Annotated in this window: 14 protein-coding genes, 1 tRNA gene and 1 pseudogene; 6 read left to right on the top strand and 10 right to left on the bottom strand. The window is 65.9% G+C overall.

Annotated features, from left to right (window positions below; genetic code table 11):
* Positions 1-86: 86 nt before the first annotated feature.
* Entirely contained in the window at positions 87-893 is an 807-nt protein-coding gene (locus tag AC06FB_RS08535) for a glycosyltransferase family 2 protein (RefSeq protein WP_053517120.1), read from the bottom strand.
* Here AC06FB_RS08535 and AC06FB_RS08530 point away from each other — a divergent pair.
* A complete protein-coding gene (locus AC06FB_RS08530) occupies positions 892-1,950 on the top strand; it encodes a CDP-glycerol glycerophosphotransferase family protein (protein WP_478053602.1) in 1,059 nt (352 codons plus the stop codon). The two genes, AC06FB_RS08535 and AC06FB_RS08530, sit on opposite strands and share 2 nt — an antisense overlap.
* A gap of 100 nt (positions 1,951-2,050) precedes the next feature.
* On the opposite strand, the gene AC06FB_RS08525 is transcribed toward AC06FB_RS08530, so the two are convergent.
* The 4 genes from AC06FB_RS08525 to AC06FB_RS08510 all read right to left on the bottom strand — a co-directional run bounded on the left by AC06FB_RS08525 (position 2,051) and on the right by AC06FB_RS08510 (position 6,277).
* Positions 2,051-3,574 carry a PH domain-containing protein gene (locus tag AC06FB_RS08525; RefSeq protein ID WP_164151322.1) on the bottom strand — a complete coding sequence of 508 codons (1,524 nt, stop codon included), beginning with the start codon at positions 3,572-3,574 and terminating at the stop codon, positions 2,051-2,053.
* Positions 3,571-4,071, bottom strand: a complete 501-nt coding sequence (locus tag AC06FB_RS08520) for a PH domain-containing protein (protein WP_053517123.1) — start codon at positions 4,069-4,071, stop codon at positions 3,571-3,573. The genes AC06FB_RS08525 and AC06FB_RS08520 overlap by 4 nt, the downstream gene beginning before the upstream one ends.
* 74 nt (positions 4,072-4,145) lie before the next feature.
* Entirely contained in the window at positions 4,146-5,282 is a 1,137-nt protein-coding gene (gene ribA, locus AC06FB_RS08515; protein WP_074899932.1) for a GTP cyclohydrolase II RibA, read from the bottom strand.
* A 74-nt stretch (positions 5,283-5,356) separates the two neighbouring features.
* On the bottom strand, positions 5,357-6,277 hold the full coding sequence (locus AC06FB_RS08510; RefSeq protein ID WP_065174456.1) for a lauroyl acyltransferase: 921 nt from the start codon (positions 6,275-6,277) through the stop codon (positions 5,357-5,359).
* A 61-nt stretch (positions 6,278-6,338) separates the two neighbouring features.
* On the opposite strand from AC06FB_RS08510, the gene dtd reads away from it, so the two are divergent.
* From dtd to AC06FB_RS08485, 5 genes and pseudogenes are all read left to right on the top strand, one after another.
* Positions 6,339-6,779, top strand: coding sequence for a D-aminoacyl-tRNA deacylase (gene dtd / locus AC06FB_RS08505; protein ID WP_053517128.1), 441 nt, complete (start codon positions 6,339-6,341; stop codon positions 6,777-6,779).
* Between the two features lie 92 nt (positions 6,780-6,871).
* Positions 6,872-8,725 (top strand): RNA polymerase sigma factor RpoD, encoded by a 1,854-nt coding sequence (gene rpoD, locus AC06FB_RS08500; RefSeq protein ID WP_053517130.1) that lies wholly within the window; start codon positions 6,872-6,874, stop codon positions 8,723-8,725.
* Positions 8,726-9,272: 547 nt separating this feature from the next.
* On the top strand, positions 9,273-9,860 hold the full coding sequence (locus tag AC06FB_RS08495) for a HipA domain-containing protein (RefSeq protein ID WP_277381112.1): 588 nt from the start codon (positions 9,273-9,275) through the stop codon (positions 9,858-9,860).
* A gap of 65 nt (positions 9,861-9,925) precedes the next feature.
* A tRNA-Ile gene (locus AC06FB_RS08490) sits at positions 9,926-10,001 on the top strand.
* 165 nt (positions 10,002-10,166) lie between these two features.
* Positions 10,167-10,541 (top strand): annotated as a pseudogene (locus AC06FB_RS08485) (Arm DNA-binding domain-containing protein).
* 846 nt (positions 10,542-11,387) lie between these two features.
* On the opposite strand, the gene AC06FB_RS08480 reads toward AC06FB_RS08485, so the two are convergent.
* The 5 genes from AC06FB_RS08480 to AC06FB_RS08460 form a co-directional block, all read right to left on the bottom strand.
* Positions 11,388-12,983, bottom strand: coding sequence for a serine hydrolase (locus AC06FB_RS08480; RefSeq protein WP_478053575.1), 1,596 nt, complete (start codon positions 12,981-12,983; stop codon positions 11,388-11,390).
* A gap of 13 nt (positions 12,984-12,996) precedes the next feature.
* Positions 12,997-14,121 carry a YkvI family membrane protein gene (locus AC06FB_RS08475; RefSeq protein ID WP_461287954.1) on the bottom strand — a complete coding sequence of 375 codons (1,125 nt, stop codon included), beginning with the start codon at positions 14,119-14,121 and terminating at the stop codon, positions 12,997-12,999.
* Positions 14,122-14,125: 4 nt separating this feature from the next.
* Positions 14,126-15,178, bottom strand: a complete 1,053-nt coding sequence (locus AC06FB_RS08470) for a DUF1611 domain-containing protein (RefSeq protein WP_368865367.1) — start codon at positions 15,176-15,178, stop codon at positions 14,126-14,128.
* Positions 15,179-15,238: 60 nt separating this feature from the next.
* On the bottom strand, positions 15,239-17,584 hold the full coding sequence (locus AC06FB_RS08465) for a TonB-dependent receptor (protein WP_346480474.1): 2,346 nt from the start codon (positions 17,582-17,584) through the stop codon (positions 15,239-15,241).
* Between the two features lie 140 nt (positions 17,585-17,724).
* Complete coding sequence (locus tag AC06FB_RS08460) at positions 17,725-19,431, bottom strand: N-acyl-D-amino-acid deacylase family protein (RefSeq protein WP_478053574.1); 1,707 nt, start codon at positions 19,429-19,431, stop codon at positions 17,725-17,727.

The raw sequence follows: 19,431 nt of genomic DNA, 5'->3' as shown, positions 1-19,431 counted from the left end.
GGGCATGGCCCGGCGCTACCCCTGCACCGCCATGCCCGGCGCACGCAGGTGCACGGGAGCGGTAGCGCCGGGCCATGCCCGGCGGATCAGGGCTGCGGCGGGTCGGCCACCGCCTGACCGTTGCCGAGCATCCACAGCATGATGGTCTTCTGCCGCACGTAGTTGGCACGCACGTAGGCATAGACCAGGCCGTGCCAACCATCGCGGAAACCGCCGCGGAAAATGAATCCCCGCCAGAAGCGCCAGGCCGGTGCCAGCACCAGCTTGCCCAGGGTGGCGCGCTTGCCGCGTGCGAACTCGTGCTCGGCCATCATCCGCGCGTACTTCTCGGTCTTGGCCAGTTGCTGCTGCAGCGAGCGGTAGGGGTAGTGGATGAGGTCACCGCGCAGGGTGCCGACGCTGCCATCGACGCTGGCGGCCTCGTGGATCTCACGGGTGCCGCGCCAGCCGCCGCGGCGGCGGTCGAACAGGCGCATCACCCGGTCCGGATAGGCGTTGCCGTGGCGCAGGAAGCGGCCGAAATACTCTGAAAGGCGGGCGAAGCGGTAGCCCGCGTGGCCGCTGAATCCCCCCTCGCGGGCCTGTTCGATGGAGGCGCGCAGTTCCGGGCTGATGCGCTCGTCGGCATCCAGGCACACCACCCAGTCATGTGCTGCCTGCTCGACGCAGAACGCCTTCTGGCTGCGGAAGCCATCGAACGGCCGCTGCAGCACGCGGGCACCGGCAGCCTCGGCGATGGCCACGGTGGCGTCGCTGGAATACGAGTCCACCACGATGATCTCGTCGCAGAAGGCCAGCGAGGCCAGGCAGTCGCCGATGCGGCCGGCCTCGTTGAACGCGATAATGCACGCCGAGATGCGAGGCCGTTCGATGGGAGCGGTCGTGGAGGACATGATGGCCGGGTACCTGTTGTTTGCGACGGAGCGCTATGCGCTGCCTATTCTCGCCCCGTTGGCGCAGGCCTTGCACGCGTCCGGGCAGGAGGTGGCTGCCTGGTTCGAAGGTGGCGCCGCCGGCAGCCAGTTGCCGGGCGTGCCCGTGATCGGCCTGAAGCAGGCCCTGGCGATGCGCCCGCGCGCGGTGTACAGCGCGGCCAACTGGGTGCCGACGTTCCTGTCCGGTGCCAAGGTGCAGCTGTTCCATGGCTTCAACGTGGAGAAGCGCGACAGCGCACGTGGCCATTTCCGGGTACGCGGGATGTTCGACCTGTACTGCACCCAGGGCCCGGCCACCACCGCGCCGTTCCGCGACATCGCCGCCCTGCTGGGTCACTTCGCGGTGGCCGAGACCGGCTGGCCGAAGCTGGACCCGCTGTTCCGCGACGATGGTGGCGAAAGCGCCGCGCTGCGCGCAGCGGCGGGCGGTCGCCCGGTGATCCTGTTCGGCTCGACCTTCACCGAGCGGCTCAGCGCCGCCCCGCATCTGCATGCGCAGATCGCTGCCGACATCGCGGCCGGGGAACGCTACTGGCTGCTGACCCTGCACCCGAAGTGCCCGCCGGAGCTGTTCGAGCGTTACCGTGCGCTGGCCGGCGCCAATGCCCGCTTCATCGAACCGGAGCAGGTCATGGCCGCACAGCGCGCCGCTGATGTGCTGGTGTCCGATACGTCTTCGATCGTTTCGGAGTTCATCGTCCAGCACAAGCCGGTGGTGACCTTCCGCAACCGCGTCCCGAAACCGCACATGATCGATTTCGACGTGCCGGCGCAGCTGCCCGTCATGCTGCAGCGCGCGCTGCACCCGGATGCCGCCCTGCACGCGGAGATCGTGCGCTATGCCGACGCGATCCATCCGTACCGTGACGGCCGCTCCAGTGAGCGGGTGATTGCCGCAACCGAGGATTTCCTGTCCGGCGAGATGGGCGCGCTGCGCCGCAAACCCTTCGGCAGCTGGATGCGTGACCTGCAGATCCGCAGGGATCTGGGCTACTGGGGGCCATCACAGCGGTGATCGGGGGATGTAGAGCCGAGTCCACGCTCGGCTGTGGCAAGCCGAGCATGGGCTCGGCTCTACAGTAGATCCACGCCAGGCGTGGAAGGGCGGCACCGGATCACCAGCGCAGCTTGCGGCGCGGCAGCGCGGCGGCCAGCTGCGCCATCAGCGCCCGTGCCTGTGCGTGCGGCAGGTAATGCAGCGCCAGGGCCACATCACCATGCGCGCCCGCGGTGTCCAACTGCAGGCTGGCCGTGCCCAGCAGCCTGTCCAGCGGTGAGCGCTGCAGGCGCAGGCCCTGCAGCTTGTCCAGTTCCGCCCAGCGCCACCAGCGCCTCCACCATCCGCCGCGCACCGCGACGTAGCGATCATCCAGATGCCAGCCCATGCGCGCCATCTGCCGATGGGCGACCCACAGCGCGACCGGCAGCCAGCCCAGCACCAGCAGGCCGGGTGTTCCCCAGCGCCAGTACATCGCGGCGGCCAGCAACGGCACCAGCAGTACGCTGCCCAGGCACAACCGCCACCAGCCGCGCTGCGGCACCGGCTGCCAGTGCGCGGGCGGCCACTGCAGCTGAGGCAGCAGGCGCTGCACCAGATGATCGCAGTCGGCGGCCGGTGCCAGCGGCGCGAGTTCGCGCAGCGCCCGATCTTCCTCGCGGGTGGGGCCGCCGGCAGCGCTGTCGATCTGCAGCTGGCGCCGCCCGAACCAGCGTTGCAGGGTGCCTTCACGCAGGGTCCAGGCCTGGATGCGCCGGCGCGCCACGCTGCTGCGCGTGCGGCTGAGCAGGCCTGCCGCGACCGTCAGCCGGTGTTCCTGCTCGGTCAGGGTGAAGCCGGCATAGCGCAGCAGGGCCAGCACCACCGACAGCAGGCGCATCAGCAGCCAGCCTGCGACCAGCACCAGCGCGGCCAGGATCAGCAGGCCGGCAAGGCCCTCGTGCAGCTGGCTGGCGTAGCCGAACGCCTCGCGTCCTCCGCTGGAGATCACGCCGTCCAGCGAACGGCGCGGGATCACCTGCAGCAGCGCACCGATGGCGGCGGCGAACAGCACCCAGCCGCGGTTGGACAGCAGGCCAAGCCGGATCACTTCGGCAGTGGACATGCGCAGCAGCACTTCATCGGTCGGGTCGGCGGTGGCAGCCGGTGCGTTGCCAGGCGCCTTTCCGCGCTGCTTCACCAGCTGCTCCAGTGCCAATGCCTGGTCCAACCGCAGCACCCGCATCTCTGCCTCCGGGCGCACGCCGCCGGCCGACTCCAGGCGCAGCTCGGCCACGCCGAACAGCCGGTGCAACGGGTTCTGCCGCACTTCCACGTTGTGGATGCGGGCGAAGGGAATTTCCCGGCGGTTGCGCGCAAGCAGCCCGCTGCGCACGGTGATCGCATCACTGCCGATGCGGTAGCGGTAGCTCAGGTACTGGAGCACCGAGACCACCACCAGCGCGGCGATGGCCAGCAGCGGCATCAGCTGCGCCCACAGCGGGTCGCGGTCGCCGCGCTGGCCGAACACCAGCAGCGCGACCAGCGGCAGGAAGTAGTGCCGCAGCTGCATCAGCAGCACGAACAGCCATGACCAGGGGTGCAGGCGCTGTTCGTCGCCGCCGCGTGGCAGTGGGGGCGGCAGGGGCGGTGGCTGGCTCACAGGGCGTCGGCGTCCTGGTCGAGCTGGTGGGCCAGGGTGTCGCGCAGGCGTTCGGCGTCGGCATCATCCAGGCCGCTGACAGTCACGGCACTGAGGCGGGTGCCTGCGGTGTGCACGATCAGCGTCGCCAGGCCGGCACGCCGCTCCAGCGGACCACGGCGCAGATCAAGGTGCTGCACGCGCGAGACCGGTACCTGCGTTTCGGTCTGCCACATCAGGTCCCTGCGCAGGCCCAGGCCCTGTGCGTCCAGGCGCCAGCGTGTGCGGGTCAGGCGGCGATGGCCCAGCCACGCGCCGAACAGGGCGCCGACCAGCAGGCCCGACGCTGCACCCCACAGCCCGGCAGGCAGATCGAAGAACCACCACGCGGCTGCCAGCGGTGCGCCTGGCACGAACAGTCCACCGAATGCGCCTTCCAGCGCAGCCAGGCGTGCGGCGCGGGCCGGCAGCGGCTGCCAGTCGTTGATGGGCACAGCAGGAAGAGGCTGGTCGGTCACACGGGCTCCGTCGGGCTGCAGGGCAGGCGGGGCGGCCGCAGCCGCACCGCGCAGACGGTAGCAGGTCGGGCGCGCTACTGCGCCGCCTGGATCAGTGCATCGACATCGAGCAGATGGCCGGCACGGTCGGCCTTGGTGCGCAGGTAGTGTTCGTTCTCGGCCGTGATCTCGCCAGTGACCGGAATGCAGTCCAGCACTTCGATGCCGGCATTGCGCAGGCGCTGTGCCTTGGTCGGATTGTTGCTGAGCAGGGCCACGCGGCTGATGCCCAGGCCGCGCAGCATCGCCACGGCGCTGCCATAGCGTCGCTCATCGGCGCCGAAGCCCAGTTGTGCATCGGCGTCGATCGTGTCCAGCCCGTCGTGCTGGTAGCCATAGGCGCGCATCTTTGCAGCGATGCCCGTTCCCCGGCCTTCCTGGTCCAGATACAGCAGCACGCCGCCGCCCAGTTCCTTCAGTTTGCGCAGACCGCGTCGCAGCTGGTCCCCGCAGTCGCACTTGAGCGAACCGAACAGGTCGCCGGTCAGGCACGAGGAGTGCACGCGTACCGGCACCACGGCAGACAGGTCCGGGTCGCCGACGATGATCGCCACCTGGTCGCGTTGTGCAACGCCGCCGCGGAACACCGCGAAGGTGGTCATGCCGACATCGCGCAGCGGTACCGGCGAACGGGCGACCAGCTCATAGTCGTGGGCGGCGTGCGCCGCACCTTCGGCCAGGTCGCACAGGGCGACGTCGGCGGCGCCGTCGAAGGTCGCATCATCCGCATCCAGGCGCACCGCGACCATGGCCGGCAGCAGCAGGCCCAGGCGGGCCAGTTCAACCGCGCCGGCATCGAAGGCATCGCCTGCGGTCCAGTGAGCCGGCATCGGCCCGGGCTCGCGCAGGTAGCCCAGCGTCGGCAGGGCGTCGAAGGCGATACCGGCCAGCGGCAGGCGCACACCGTCAGGTGCCTCCACCCCCAGCACGCGGGCGCGGGTCGCCGTCAGGAACAGGTAATGACGCTCGCGCGCTGCGCTGGCAAAGGCGGCAAAGCTGCTGGCGGTGGCGCTGTCCAGCGCGATCACGGCCAGGCGTTGGCCCTGGCCGTCGTGAAGCAGGACCGGGCGACCGGCGCGCAGTTCCGCGACCGCGCGCTCGCAGCGGATCGCGGCCGGGTCGCCGAACAGGGAGGAGGCAGCAGGCATGGCAGGACCGGGGGAGGCGGACATCGCAGTCTCTATGGGGGCGCCGGCGTCGTATTCAACGTGCTGCGGCCGCCGGTCGCAGGGCGGCACGGTGGGACTCAGTGCGGGTGTTCCTCGGTCGCGTAGGGATCATCCTCGCCGCTGCCCGGTGGCCGCAGCGTATAGCGCTTGTAGGTCCACTGGTACTGCGCCGGATCGCGGCGGGCGATGCGTTCGATCCCGGCGTTGAGGGCGGTGGCCGCAGTCTGCGGGTCCGGGTCGGCCACTGCGGGGTCGGCCGGCTCGACGTGCAGGGCGAATTCCATGTCCGGCCCAATGCGCTCGCACCAGCCATACAGGACGATGGCGCCGGTGCGTTCGGCCAGGCGGTTGACCAGGGTCATGGTCAGCGCCGGCACACCGAAGAACGGAACGAACACGCCGTCACCGGCCTTCGGCTGCTGGTCCGGCAGGATGCCGGTGGCGCCACCATCCTTGAGTACCTTGAACAACTGGCGCACCGCCGGGCCCTCGGCGCGCACCTGCTGCACGTTCTGGCCACCCCGCACCAGCTGCAGGAACGCGTCGCTGGCTTCATCCTCCGGCGGCTTGTAGACGATGGCGATCTGTCCGCGCGAGGCCAGCCACTGGTTCAGCAGCTCCCAGTTGCCGAAGTGCGGCGCGGCCACGATCACGCCCCTGCCGCTGGCCAGCGCCGCGTCATACAGCGCTTCACCGTGACGCTGCTTCAGGTGCAGGCGCAGGTTCTCGGCCGGCGGGCGGCTCCACAGGCGCAGGGTCTCGATGGCCTGCAGGGCGGTGGAGCGCAGCAGATCGCGATGCAGGCGCTCGCGCGCGACGGGGTCCAGATCCGGGTAGGCCAGCTCCAGGTTGCGGCGGGTGACGCGACTCTCACGGGCGTTGAGACGGATCCAGGCCCAGGCCAGGGCCTGCGCGACGCCGCGCAGCAGCGGCCAGGGCAGGCGCGTGAACAGGGTGGTGGCGCGATAGGCCAGCCGGGCTTTGCGTTGCGGGTTCATCCACGCAAGTTTAGCCAAGGGCGCTGCTATCGTGGCCGGCCCCCTGACCGGAAACCCACAGATGCTCGTCCTGATCCAACGCGTCAGCCAGGCCGCCGTCCACGTCGATGGCGAGGCCGTCGGCCAGATCGGCCCAGGCCTGCTGGCCCTGGTGGGGATGGAGCCGGGCGACACCGAGCCGCAGCTGCAGCGCATGGCCGAGCGCCTGCTGGGCTACCGGGTGTTTGCCGATGAAGCCGGGAAGATGAACCGCTCGCTGCGCGATACCGGCGGCGGCCTGCTGCTGGTCAGCCAGTTCACCCTGGCGGCCGACACCCGGTCGGGCATGCGCCCCAGCTTCACCACTGCGGCGCCGCCGGCCGAGGCTGAACGCGGGTTCAATCGATTTGTCGACATCTGCCGTGAAAATCACGCGCCAGGGGTGGAAACGGGCCGCTTTGGTGCCCATATGATCGTCAGCCTGGTCAATGATGGTCCCGTGACCTTCCTTCTCAGGCCCTGAAGCCGCCGGGACCACCGCCCGGCAGGCGGGGCCCCGGGCTGGTATAATGCTACGTTCCCTATTTCCTACCCAGCCGGTGGCGCGAGCACTACATGGCCAACGAACGTCCTGCCCAATCCGAAATCAAGCAACTGATCAGCAAGGGCCTGGAACAGGGCTACCTGACCTACGCCGAAGTCAATGACCATCTGCCGGACGACATGGTCGACCCGGAACAGATCGAAGACATCATCGGCATGATCAACGGCATGGGCATTGATGTCCATGAAGTTGCGCCGGATGTGGAGACTCTCCTCCTCAACGACGGCAACACCGGCAACCGCGAAGTCGACGACACCGCGGCCGAAGAAGCCGCTGCCGCGCTGAGCGCGCTCGACACCGAAGGTGGCCGTACCACCGACCCGGTGCGCATGTACATGCGCGAAATGGGTACTGTCGAGCTGCTGACCCGCGAAGGCGAAATCGCCATCGCCAAGCGCATCGAAGAAGGCCTGGGCCAGGTGCAGGCCGCACTGGGCCAGTTCCCGGTGTCGGTCGAATCGCTGCTGTCCGATTACGAAGCCCACAAGGAAGGCAAGAAGCGCCTGGCCGAAGTGATCGTCGGCTTCAACGACCTGACCGACGAAGAGCCGGCTCCGCCGGCGGCCGCCGCCGATGACAGCGACGATGCCGACGCCGAAGCCGACGAGGACGAGGACGATGATGTCGACGGCGCCGATGAGGAAGCCGCACCGACCGGTCCGGACCCGGAGGAAGTCGCCGCGCGCATGCAGGCGCTGAGCGATGCCTTCAATGCCTTCAAGAAGGCCGCCGGCAAGGGAGACAAGAAGAACCTGCCGCGCCTGCGCGAAGAGATGTCGGCCGTGTTCGTCACCCTGAAGCTGCCGCTGCCGCTGACCGACGTGCTGACCAAGCAGCTGCGCGACACCATGGCCGAGATCAAGAGCCATGAGCGCCGCGTGCTGAACCTGGCCACCGTCACCGCGCGCATGCCGCGCAAGGATTTCATCCGCTCCTGGGAAGGCAACCAGACCAACCTGGAGTGGGTGGAAGACGCACTGAAGCGCAAGCAGAAGTGGTCGTCGGCGCTGCGTGAGGTGAAGGACCAGATCATTGCCGAACAGCAGGCCACGATCGACATCGAGAAGCTGACCCAGCTGGACCTGGAAGAGCTGAAGGAAATCAGCCGTGCCATGGCCTACGGTGAAGCCAAGGCGCGCAAGGCCAAGAAGGAGATGGTCGAGGCCAACCTGCGCCTGGTGATCTCGATCGCCAAGAAGTACACCAACCGCGGCCTGCAGTTCCTCGACCTGATCCAGGAAGGCAACATCGGCCTGATGAAGGCCGTGGACAAGTTCGAGTACCGCCGCGGCTACAAGTTCTCCACGTATGCGACCTGGTGGATCCGCCAGGCCATCACCCGCTCGATCGCCGACCAGGCGCGCACCATCCGTATTCCGGTGCACATGATCGAGACGATCAACAAGTTGAACCGCATTTCCCGCCAGATGCTCCAGCAGTACGGCCGCGAGGCCACGCCGGAGGAGCTGGCCAAGGAAATGGACATGCCGGAAGACAAGATCCGCAAGGTGATGAAGATCGCCAAGGAGCCGATCTCGATGGAAACCCCGATCGGCGACGACGAGGATTCCCATCTGGGCGACTTCATCGAGGACACCAATGTGGAGTCCCCGATCGAGAACACCACCAACATCAATCTGTCTGAAACCGTGCGTGACGTGCTGGCCGGCCTCACCCCGAGGGAAGCCAAGGTGCTGCGCATGCGCTTCGGCATTGACATGAACACCGACCACACGCTGGAAGAGGTCGGCAAGCAGTTCGACGTGACCCGCGAGCGCATCCGCCAGATCGAAGCAAAGGCGCTGCGCAAGCTGCGTCACCCGAGCCGCTCGGAACAGCTGCGCAGCTTCCTGGATATCGATTGATTCCAGCGGTTGTGTCGTGAACTGGAAAACCCCGCCTCGGCGGGGTTTTCTTTTTCGTAAATTAATTCGTAATTTAATTCAGGTGGTGAAACCGCGTTGCCCCATGAAAATCAACGGGTTGCTTTGACCTGTGCCTTGCGCATCGCCTCATCATGTGGCGTGAATACGTAAATTAACTCGTAACGATATCGGTGCAGGGCCCGTCCCCGCACTCACATGGTCAACGACCTGCTGGAGCGCCTTCCCCCCGGCAGGTGGTGCCGGCGGGCGATCTTCTGGCGGGCCTTGGGATCACTCGCCCGACCCTGGGACGGCTGGTCGCCGACGCGGGGGGCGCGGTCGTGCGGCTGGGCCGCACCCGGGCGACTGCCGACGCCCAGCGCCAGGACACCCCCGCTGGCAGCGAATGGCCTCTCTTCCGCATGCGCGAAGATGGACGTCTGGAAGAGCTGGGGCAGGTCGTGGCACTGCGCGGCGACGCCTTCTACGTTCAGACGCAAGGGGATCGTTCGAATCTTGTCCTCCCGCCCGAGGGCGACATCATGGGTTGCTTCTGCGCGAGGCGGGTGTATCTGCAGCAGAATCGTCGCTCATCCAGACCGACAGCCACTCCTTCCTGGAGGTGAAGCGGTTTGATCGCTCGCCGGGCACCCTGGGACGGCGTGGATTCGTGTCGCTGTTGGCCCTGTCCTCCGCGTATGTGGGTGACGTAACCATGGATTGGGGGCAGGCGGGTGAGCAGTTGCGAGCGCAGCGGTGGATCCATCAGGAGACCACAACCGCCCTGTCGCGGCTGCACGCCTTTGGGCAATTGATCGGCAATACAAACATGCATCAGGGCAACGTCGGCTTCCATCTGCTGGATCGGGGGGCGTTGCCGCTTGCCCCTGCCTACGACATGCTGCCGATGTCCCTGGCCCCCTCGCGAACGGGCGTTCTGCGGGCGACAACGCCGCTTCCCCCGGTCGCACCACGGCGCGCAGGCCAGCTGGATCACCTGCAATGGGCGGCTCCGCTCGCGGTAGATTTCTGGGAGCGGGTTGCAGCGTCTGGCCTGCTGCGCTCCAAGGTGCTGCTGGGAGTGGCCGGACAGAATGCGGCTCGGGTCCGGGCCATGGGGAATCGTTTCGGCTGAGGCACGCTTCTGCGGCCGGTCGGTGGCGAGAGAAGGCCTGACTCAACTACACTTTCACGTTGCACGGGCCTATAGCTCAACGGTTAGAGCAGAGGACTCATAATCCTTTGGTTCCAGGTTCGAATCCTGGTGGGCCCACCACATTGACGTCCAGTGAAGTCCGGGGATGTCCGATAGTGTTAAATCAAGCTTTTTTACGGCGCTTGACCGTCCATCGGCGTCCGTTCACATCCACCTGCATCCGCAAAAAAGTGAGTCAGGCTGTGAGTCGAGGGTATGTAGTTACCGACCCTGACTCACCAGCGGATGACTCACATGCTCACCGACACTAAAGTTCGCACACTGAAGCCCAAGGCAGCGGCCTACTGGATCGCTGACTCGAATGGGCTATGCATCGAGGTGCGTCCAACGGGGTCGAAGGCTTGGCGGTACCGCTATAGGTAAGCCGGTAGGGCCAGCATCGTCGCCCTCGACGAGTACCCCTCAATGTCGCTGAAAGCTGCTCGCGCCGAACGTGACCGCCTACGTGCGCTGCTGCGCGGCGGAGGCAACCCCGCTCAGGTGGAAAGGGTCGAGAACGCAGTGCAAGGAGAGTGCGCCGCAAACACCTTCGGTGCCATTGGAATGGGGTTTCTCGCCAAGCGGACGAAGGAAGGTCTTTCCCCTGGATCCGTTGGATGAGCCCTGCATTGCCTTGGCTCTGGCCCAGAACGGCAACAGCCCCCAAGACAACCGATCGACCTCCCGGCCTTCGCAGCTATACAGAATCACTGAGGCGCGCTGCGTCGGCGCGCAGTGTGGCTGGGCTGAATCTCGGCGAGGCCGGGGCCGCGGAACTGGCGCGAATCAAGGCAGCGCTGTGGCCACGCAGAACTTCGGCCGAGACCAAGCTGGAGGCCGAAGCACATGCAAGTTGAATCAGCGCGTGGCACATCCCGGCAAAGGGTGTGACCTTCGCGAGAACCAAGAACTGGGATTACTGTGAGCGGACACCACATTGGGTGACGGCCTCGATGTATCGAGCCTGTCGGCGCTTCAGGAATTTGCTGTAGAACTTGATATCGCTTCCCCCTCCAGTTCGAGGGGCGACCTCAACAAACTCCGCCGGGACGCCGCCATTGGAGTTCGACACGGAGTAGCCATCGGAACGGGGCTCAAGCACATACTGCCATCGTGATCCTCCAATGCTCACCTCTCCCCATGCGTCACGGACACAAGTGGCAGCCGCTAAGGGATCCTGATTGGACGAAAAAGTGGCTACAGGTCCGGTACTGCGCATGTCGCCAACAGAGGTGCAGGCTGCCAGCAGCATAAGGGTGATTCCGGCTGCTGCGATCCTGAGGTGTTGAGTCGTTCCGTGCATGCGGCAGCTCCATAGGAAGTGACGAACTGTGACGCAATAGCGAGAGGGCTTCAACAGTGTAGTAGTCAGTTCAGCCAGTTGCCGGCCGTGGCCTGGATCAACGTGAAGGACCCGGTGAGAGCGCAGGGCAGCAACCGCCCCCGCCCCTGGAGCGGCCAGGAAACCTATCTCCCGGCCGGCTCGAACCTGAGGTCCTGGTAGTCGTAACTGAAGTCCGCAAGCGGTGACGCCGCTTTCATCGTGATGTTCGCCACGTGTCCTTCCGCGTTCAACGCAAAGGTCACGAACGCGGGTTCGAGCGCCGTGTCATCCCAGTCGACGCGGAACGTGTCGTACTGCCAATGCCGCAGCGTACCCACCATGTTGGGGGTGCGGGTGAAATCCATGCGGAGCGTTCCCCCCTGTTCGGCGACGGTCGCTTCGCCATACCACGCATCCGCGTAACGACCCACGTAGCCGCGTGCCGGCAGCGATGGACGCGACGCGGTGCGCGCGGTCGGCGCTATGTCTTTGAGTGCCTTCAATCCGCCGGTCAGGCGATCCTGGTACCAGCTCGAAAAGGCGCCCACCCAATCGCGCCGCTCAAAGCCGAGATAATGATCCATCAGCTCGTAACCGAGGCCACGGAGCACGTCCACGTCCTCGGCGTTCATCTGCAGGGCGATACCGAGTTTCCGGTCGGGTACCAGCACGACGAACGTGATCACACCGAACACCGCGCCGCCGTGCTGTATCACCTTCACACCGCGATAGTCCTGCACGTACCACCCGTAGCTGTAGCCGGAAAACTGCGGGGTGATGTCGCTGATCGGAGCCGGATAGGGGCTGATGGGGGTCGGCACCTGCGGTGTCCACATCGCGCGTGCGGAGGCCTCGCTGTACAGGCGCGTGCCACCATCGGGCAGCGCGCCCTGACCCAACTGCACCAGCATCCAGCGGGCAAAATCCTTTGCGCTCCACGACAGGCCGCCGGCGGGAGCGCCCACCTGGCCCAGACCTTCCCGCTCAGGCAGCATCTGCTGTTTTCCCAGGCCGCGCAGCCGTGCGTCCAGGCGTGCATGCGGTTGTACCCGATTGGCAGTGGCGAACCGGTTGGCCTCGTCGCTGACGGCGGTTGTCATGCCCAACGGCTTGAAGATCCGGTTGGCCACGAAGGTTTCCCAGGACTGCCCGCTGACCTGGCTTATCAGTTCACCGGCCACGATGTACAGGATGTTGTCGTACGCATACCCACTGCGGAAACTGGTGGCGGGCTTGAGATGGCGCAGTGCTCTCACGATCTCCATGCGCGTGCGGGACGTGCGCGGAATGAACAGGAGGTCGCCTGCGCCCAGTCCCAGGCCACTGCGGTGCAGCAGCAGGTCCGCCACGGTCATTTCGCGGGTGACCCACGGGTCGTACATGCGGAAGTCCGGCAGGTGGTCGATCACCTTGTCGTCCCATCCCAGCTTGCCCTCATCCACCAGAATCGCCAGCGCGGCAGCGGTAACGGCCTTGCCGGTCGAGCCGGTGGGAAAGATCGTATCGCCATCGACCGGCTCGCTGCCTCCCAGGCGGCGTACGCCATATCCCCGGGCCTGCACGATCTGCCCGTCCTTGACGATGGAGATCGCCATGCCCGGTACCTCGCGGGATTTCATCGCCTGCAGAACACGGGCATCAAAGTCCGCCGGCAGCGAGGACTGTGCGTGGGCCAGTGCCGCCACGCAGAAAAGCGCGCAGGAGATCATTGTCTTCCATGTTCTGGACGTGGGGGTCATGCGCGATCTCCGATCAGGAATGGGCGGTAGGCGCCGTGCGGCGCGCAGCACGTTGCAACAGGCGCCAGCTGCCAACGGTCAGCAGCGGCAGGATGTAGAGGCACAGGAACATATAGGCCAGTCCCCGGTAGCCCTGCGCGATCAGCGCCACGAGGCCCACGCGATCAGCGATGAAAATGGAGCCGACCAGCAGCACGCCGGCGATCATCGACCGTGCGGGCTTGCCCAGTCCCGCGCCATCACCTCCTGCGAACGTACGGGCGATGCGTTCGTTGCAGGCATGCACGACGGCCGTTCCGCTTTCCAGCAGAGCGCTGAAGATCATCAGCTGGAACAGCACATGGAATACCGGCAGGTTCAACTGGCGCAGGATGAAGTCCGAAGGCAGCGCGACGGTTCCGATCCGGGGATACCACGCCAGCATGCACAGAAAGAAGAACAGCCCCGGGAGCATCGCCAGCGGGCCGGACAGCACGCCGGCCACCACGGCATCACGACGGCTGAGGAAGTGCCTGGCCAGCGGCAGTATGATCACCGCGCCGACGATGTTGTAACCCGCGTAGGTCAAGCCGCCCTGGAGCCAGCCGGTGGTCGGTTGCGGCTCCGACAGCGTGGTGAACGCCGCATCGCCGAAGCGGGCCAGCACCAGCACCAGGAAGGCGGCATAGGTGCCATACAGCAGTACGGAGACCCATTTGAACAGGGCCTCCACGGTATCGTTGCCGAAGGTGACGAAGAATCCGATGGTCACCATCAGCAGCAGCGTGCCGGCCAGTGTCGGCCAACCCAGCAACGCCGAAAAGATCTCCCCTGCCGCTGCTCCGAACACCGCCAGGATGAGCACCATGAAGATGCCGTACGCCAGCTCGAACAGGAAAGCGAACGGCCCCAGCAGCATTTCAAAGAAGCTGCGGTAGTCGAAACTGCGGGTGGCATGCGCCAGCGCGAAGGTCAGTGCGCAGACGAGGCTCCAGCAGGCCATCGCTACCAGGATCGCCAGCATGCCGCCCTGGGGGCCGCTGGGAATGAAGTATTCCGCCAACTCGCGGCCCGTCGCGTATCCGCCGCCGATCACCGCGGCCTTGAAGGCAAGACCGGGAAGTATCCAACGTTGGAATCGCGTCGCGGCGTTGGTCATCGGCTCATTCTGCCTGCTTGGCCAGGCAGGCGCTTACCAGGGCATCGAATGATTCCCCACCCCGCACGGGATCGGCCACGGGCATGCCGAGGCGGTCGGAAAGCGCATTGATGGCGCGGTACGCGGCGTCCGCCTCCAGTTTCGCGGTATTGAGGCTGATGCCGGCGCAACGGATGTCCGGGTTGGTGCGCGATCCCAGGGTCAGGGCCAGCTCGACCGTTTCTTCCAGCGAGGGGAGCGCATAGTGGGGATAGCCCAGCACATGGTCGCGTCCATGCTCGTGGCAGACCACCACCACGTCCGGCTGGCTGCCATGCAGCAGGGCCAGTGATACGCCGGCGTAGGCGGGATGTGAGAGCGATCCCTGGCCTTCGATCACGTCCCAATGGCAGGGGTCCGCATCGGGAGACAGCATTTCAGCTGCGCCGGCGGCGAAATCCGCGATGACCGCGTCCATCGGAATGCCGGCGCCGGCGATCAGGATGCCCGTCTGACCACTGGCGCGGAAATCCGCATCAACCCCGCGGGCCTGGAACGCGCGGGCCAGCGTCAGCGCCGTGTATTTCTTGCCGAGCGCGCAATCGGTGCCGACAGTGAGCAGGCGTTTGCCCGTGCGACGGATGCCGCTGGCGATGGGCAGGTTGCGTGGTGGCTCACGGACGTCGATCAGCCTACGGCCGAGCGCGCGTGCCGCGTTGCGAAGGGTATCGATGTCCGACAGCCGCATGTGCATGCCGCCGATCAGGTCCAGGCCGGCTTCCAGTGCCTGCAACAGCAACGGAATCCACGCGTTGGGGATATGTCCGCCGGGGTTGGCGACGCCGATCACCATCGCCCGGGCGCCCGCCATGCGGGCATGCTCGGGGGTGAGAAAGGGCAGGCCGGCGCTGACGCCGACATCCTCGCACGCGAACTCACCCACGCAGCGCTCGCGTGCCCAGTCGCGAAGGCCGTAGGCGGTCTTGGCATAGTTCGGCTCCCGGGTGTCGCCGAGGAACAACAGGTAGGGCTGCGGAAGCGCTGCGGCTTCGTGCAAGCTCGAAACGGCGGTCTGCATGCGCGGGTCCCGAAGGGGGTGGGAGGATGAACGGCGGCAGTGAAGCGATGCAGGCCAGGCTCAGAACCGGAAGTCCAGCTCCATGCCGTACGTCCGCGGTTGTACGGGGACTGCGGCCACGTGCGAGTTGACCCGCGACAGCGCACCGGCGACGCGTGCCAGCGTCAGCCAGCCGTCCTCCCCGGTCACGTTGTTGACGTAAGCACGCAGTTCCCAGCTGCCACGGCCGATGCCGGCATACAGGTCGAGGGAATGGTTACTGCCGAGCTTCAGCGGCGAGGTGATGACGTCCGGCATCACCTGGGTATCTGGATCACCGGGGGCAGTGAAGCGCTGCCGTTCGGTGGTGCCATTGAAGCGTTCACCGGTCCAGCGGAACGCGCCGCCGATCTGGCCGTTGTAGCCGTTGGCGGTGGAAAACGCGTATTCGGCGGTCGCCGTCCAGGACAGTCGCGGGGAATACGGCATGCGATCGTCGGCCAGGCCGGTCCACTGGATGAAATCAAACCCATCCTGCGGAATCACGGTAGGGTCAAAATCGTTCTTCAGCCGTGAGTTGGTGTAGGCACCGTTGAGCCCGAGCGTCAATGCATCGGTGACACTGAACTGCGAAGAAAGCTCAACGCCTTCGCTGGTGGCCTGGCCGCCATTGACCAGGCCGCTGATGCCGTTGAACGAAGAGGAAACCTGGATGTCGTCCCAGTCGATGCGGAAGACGGAAAGATCGAACGTGACGCGGCGATCGGCGAACTGCGATTTGATGCCGACCTCATAGCTGTCGAGCATCGACGAATCCACCTGCGGCGGAATGCCGACCATCGCCACGTTGGGGCCACCGGGCTGGTACCCGGTGGCGACGCGGGCATACAGCATGATGTCGTCGGAGAGCTTGAACTGCGGGCTCACGCTCCAGGTGAACACATTCTCGCTGGAGGTTCCGGTGGTTACACCGATCGGCGCGAGGATGCCTTCCGATACCCGCTGGCTGTACCACTGGTCATTGCGCGCCTGGCGGACGCCGAGGTCCAGCTTGAAGCGATCGCTGATGCGCCAGGAGCCATTGGCGAACACCGCGTATTCCTTGTAGGTGCTGGGCAGGCCAATGACCGCCAGGGTGCCGAACTGCGCATCGTAGGGCGGCGGCAGCGGCGTGCCATCCCGCTCGGCGAGATTGGCCACCTGATCCTGCTTGCTGTCTTCCTTGGTGTAGAAGCCACCGACCATCCATTCGAATGTTCCACCATCCTTGGACAGCAGGCGGAACTCCTGGGTGATCTTGTCCATGTCGTAACCGTAGCGCAGGCTGGAACTTCCCGGCGCGGGCAGGCCCAGCAACAGGTCGGCCACTTCACCGAACTGTGTCGTCGCGTCGATCTGGTCCATGGTCTTGGTCTGCGACCAGCCGGTTGCGGATACGAGATTGCCCCAGCCCAGGTCCCAGTCCATGCTCAGCGACACCAGCGTCAGGTCCTTGGAGAAGGGACGCGGCTGCCAGACGGTGTCCTTCTGTTCGCCGAACAGCGGCGTCAGTGTTTCCGGATCGAGCGCCACACCGGCGCGATCATCACTGCGGATACGCTGGTGCAGCACCGACAGTCCGAGATCGAATGCATCACCATCCCAGGCCAGCGCAGTACGGGCACCGATCTGGTCGCCGGTGTTGATGTCCTTGCGGCCGTCGATGACGTTGTCGGTGAAGCCGGCAAGACCGTTGCGGGCGAAGCTCATGCGCAGGCCGAGCCGCTCGTCCTTCAGCGGCAGGCTGGCGCCCAGGCGCGCGTTCCAGGCTTGGCCGCCGCCCTGCACGGAGCGCAGGCCGAAACCCACACGGGTTTCTTCACCCACTACTTCCGGCGCGCGGGTCACGTACTTCAGCAGGCCACCAATGGCGCCTGCGCCGTACAGGGTGCCCTGCGGACCGCGCAGTACTTCGACGCGGCTGATGTCGTAGGGCATCAGGTCGAGCATCAGCGCACTGGCGCCCTGGTAGATGCCGCTGGAGCCGACGGGCACGTCGTCGATGTAGGTGGCCACCGTCGCGCCGGACGACAGCGCGGAGATGCCGCGCAGGGACACGCGGGTCAGGCCAGGGGTGCCGTCGTTCTGCACCTGCAGGCCGGGAATATAGGCGGCATAGTCTGACAGCGAGACCGCGCCGGTGTTTTCCAACTGGCGTTCACCGATCACGCTGATCGAGGCGCCCACTTCACGCACATTCTCTTCGCGCTTGTTGGCAGTGACCACCACGGTATCGAGCTGCTGGGCATCGGTGCGCTGGGCACCTGCGTTCGCCGCGTTCGTGCCGTCCTGTGCGAGTGCCGAAGCACTGCAACAGGCCAGCGCGCCAGCGATCGAAAGGGAAAGGTGGGTGCGGTACCACGGCCGTGCGGACTGGAACTGGGTCATGCCTGCTCTCCCGGGCAAGGTTGAATCAGTGATGGTCTGGCGTCGACATGTCGCCCTTCGCACGCGATCTGTCCTGATCCGGGATAATGATCCTAATCAGAGAATTGTCAATACATTCAGAAAAATCATGTGTGAAGCGGTCAGCGCGTGGCTGGCGTCCAGCCCGGCCCTCGGACCACCTGGCCCGGCGTGGCGCCGGTATGCTCGCCTTCGCGCAGCACCTGTACGCCGTTGACGAAGACATCGCTGACGCCGGTCGCGTACTGCTGGGGTTTTTCGTAGGTCGCGTGATCGGTGATGGTGCCGGGATCGAAGATCACGATGTCGGCATGACAGCCCGCGCGCAGGCAACCCCGATCAGTCAGCTTCCAGTTGCTGGCCGGCAGGCCGGTAAGTCGGTGGATGCCCTCTTCCAGCGGCATCAGCTTGCGGTCGCGGACGTAGTGGCCGAGGAAACGCGCCACGTTGCCGTAGGCGCGCGGATGCGTGCTGGATTTCAGGAAAACACCTTCCGGCGCGGCGGACTCGGCATCCGAACCCAGGCTCACCCACGGCTGCTTCAACCCCAGCTCGATGTTGTCCTCGCTCATCAGGAAGTAGGCGGTGCCGATGCGGTGGTCGTCCTCGACGATCAGGTCCATCGCTGTTTCTTCAACGGATGTCCCGCGTTCACGCGCGATCGCTGCCAGTGACTTTCCGGCCAGGGGCTTCAGTGCTTCGCTCTTGAATTCGATTGGAACCAATCGTTCATCCGATCCGGCGAGCATGCGCAGGTTTTCCCAGGGCACGTTCGGATCGCGCATTTCGGCGATCAGCCGCGCGCGCGTGGCGGGATCCTTGAGCCGCTGGATCATCGCGTCGTGACCACCGGCCTGCAGCCACGGTGGCATGCTCGCCGCAAGCCATGTCCCGCCTGCGGTGTAGACGTACATGTCCGCACTCAGCTTGAGTCCTTCCTTGCGCGCTGCCTCGATGCGATCGATCGCCTGCTGCATCTTCGGCCAGTTCTTCTCGCCGGCTGCCTTCAGGTGGTAGATCTCGGCATGCTGGCCGGTTGCACGTGCGATGGCCACGACCTCATCGATGCCTTCGAGCAGGCGATCGGCTTCGCTGCGCATATGGGAGATGTATCCGCCACCGGATTCGGCAGCGGCCTTGGCCAGCGCGATCAGTTCGTCGGTTTCGGCGAACCTGCCCGGCGGGTAGATCAACGAACTGCCTACGCCCAGCGCTCCTTCGCGCATCGCCTGGCGAACCACGTCCTGCATGCGGGAAAGCTGCTCGGGGGTTGGCTTGACGTCGTCCTCGCCGAGCTCATGGATGCGGACCGTCGCAGTGCCGATGAACGACGCGACATTGGGTGTGATGCCCCGCTGCTGCAGATGTTCCAGGTAGCCACCGAGGGTGGTCCAGGGGATGTCGTATCGGATATCGGCCTGCTGCTTGAGGGCATCGGCCTTCATGCGTTCGTTGACCGGTCCCATCGACCAGCCTTCGCCGAAGATCTCCAGCGTCACCCCCTGCTTGGTATCACTGACACCGCGTCCATCAACGATGAGCGACTCCGTCGCCCAGCTCAGCACGTTGATGAAACCCGGGGCGACTGCCTTGCCGCCGGCGTCGATCTCCTTCCCGGCGAGCGCCGCCTTGCCGGCGGGCAACAGCTCCACGATGCGACCATCCCGCACTGCCACGTCCACGCGCTGGGGCGAACTGCCGCTGCCGTCGTAGACCACGCCGTTGCGGATTACCAGGTCGTAGCGCGGGAGCGCATCGGCGCTGCGGGCCGTGGTACAGGCGGCGAGGGCGAGGGTGAAGGCGAGCAGGGTCGGCGTGAATCGCGGCAT

The organism is Stenotrophomonas sp. Steno-C15, from assembly GCF_056393265.1.
This window is presented reverse-complemented; position numbering and strand designations above follow the sequence as displayed.

Excerpts from the sequence above, each read along its gene's own strand:
- AC06FB_RS08465 (WP_346480474.1), bottom strand. The coding sequence starts at position 17,584 with ATGACCCAGTTCCAGTCCGCACGGCCGTGGTACCGCACCCACCTTTCC.
- AC06FB_RS08475 (WP_461287954.1), bottom strand. The coding sequence starts at position 14,121 with ATGACCAACGCCGCGACGCGATTCCAACGTTGGATACTTCCCGGTCTT.
- AC06FB_RS08535 (WP_053517120.1), bottom strand. The coding sequence starts at position 893 with ATGTCCTCCACGACCGCTCCCATCGAACGGCCTCGCATCTCGGCGTGC.
- AC06FB_RS08510 (WP_065174456.1), bottom strand. The coding sequence starts at position 6,277 with ATGAACCCGCAACGCAAAGCCCGGCTGGCCTATCGCGCCACCACCCTG.
- rpoD (WP_053517130.1), top strand. The coding sequence starts at position 6,872 with ATGGCCAACGAACGTCCTGCCCAATCCGAAATCAAGCAACTGATCAGC.
- AC06FB_RS08530 (WP_478053602.1), top strand. The coding sequence starts at position 892 with ATGATGGCCGGGTACCTGTTGTTTGCGACGGAGCGCTATGCGCTGCCT.
- ribA (WP_074899932.1), bottom strand. The coding sequence starts at position 5,282 with ATGTCCGCCTCCCCCGGTCCTGCCATGCCTGCTGCCTCCTCCCTGTTC.
- dtd (WP_053517128.1), top strand. The coding sequence starts at position 6,339 with ATGCTCGTCCTGATCCAACGCGTCAGCCAGGCCGCCGTCCACGTCGAT.
- AC06FB_RS08470 (WP_368865367.1), bottom strand. The coding sequence starts at position 15,178 with ATGCAGACCGCCGTTTCGAGCTTGCACGAAGCCGCAGCGCTTCCGCAG.
- AC06FB_RS08480 (WP_478053575.1), bottom strand. The coding sequence starts at position 12,983 with ATGACCCCCACGTCCAGAACATGGAAGACAATGATCTCCTGCGCGCTT.
- AC06FB_RS08460 (WP_478053574.1), bottom strand. The coding sequence starts at position 19,431 with ATGCCGCGATTCACGCCGACCCTGCTCGCCTTCACCCTCGCCCTCGCC.